This window comes from Mangrovihabitans endophyticus, from assembly GCF_014646155.1.
Classification (GTDB): domain Bacteria; phylum Actinomycetota; class Actinomycetes; order Mycobacteriales; family Micromonosporaceae; genus Actinoplanes; species Actinoplanes endophyticus.
In genome coordinates this window covers 1-763 of record NZ_BMMX01000136.1, presented here as the reverse complement: position 1 = coordinate 763, position 763 = coordinate 1, and the positions used below count along the sequence as shown (strand labels likewise).

The following is a 763-nucleotide window of genomic DNA, read 5'->3' as shown; positions in this document are numbered from 1 at the left end:
TGTCGGCGTACTTCTGTGTCTACACAGTCAGGTACGGCTGGGCGTACATAATTCCAAACGCAGCACTCAGCGAATTGAGCTACTTACCGTGGTCACGGGGTCCCCACCACGGCAGCAGCGGGGGTAGTCCGGCCATGGGGTTCCGCGGCCGCTTCGGCGGTGCAGAGTCGCCGTCGTCGCCCGGCCAACGGCGTTGGTACTGATCGGGCAGGTCGCCCAAGCCATAGAAAGGCGTCGGCTCCGGCGGGACTGCACCCAGGGTGTCCTCGGGATCGATGCGGTGCTCGGCCACGGTGCACAGGTGAGTCCAGTCGTCACCGAAGTCGAACAGGTAGGCGAACTGTTCCCCGGCAGCGAGCCGGCTCAATCTGGTGGCCTCGCTGTCGATGCTGCCCTCGGGTGCGTCGCCGTCCCACAGGTCGAGCGGCGTGACCGGGGTCCCGTCGGCCAAGGTGAACGAATGCATGTGGGCCAGGTCCCACCGGGCGAAGGCCAGGTCGATCGCGGTGGCGAGTTGGTCGAAGGTGTGCGACCGGGCCGCAGCGAAGTCGCGGCCCGGCCGGGGCCAGAAGTCGGCGCCGCGACCGGAGACGAGCTCGATGCGGATCGTCAGCGAGGTACGGGCCATGAGTAGGCGTCCTCAAGGTCGGCAACGCAAGCGGGTGACAGACTACGCAACGTCACCGACCGGCGTCGATCGACCCGTCCCCGCTGTGCAAGATCAGCCGTACCTACCTGTGTACTCCAAGGGGTACCCCGACAG

General features: G+C 66.7%; 1 protein-coding gene. It reads right to left on the bottom strand.

The features are described from left to right. Positions 1–79: 79 nt before the first annotated feature. Positions 80–628, bottom strand: a complete 549-nt coding sequence (locus tag IEY73_RS32755) for an IS1096 element passenger TnpR family protein (RefSeq protein WP_189083226.1) — start codon at positions 626–628, stop codon at positions 80–82. Positions 629–763 lie beyond the last annotated feature (135 nt).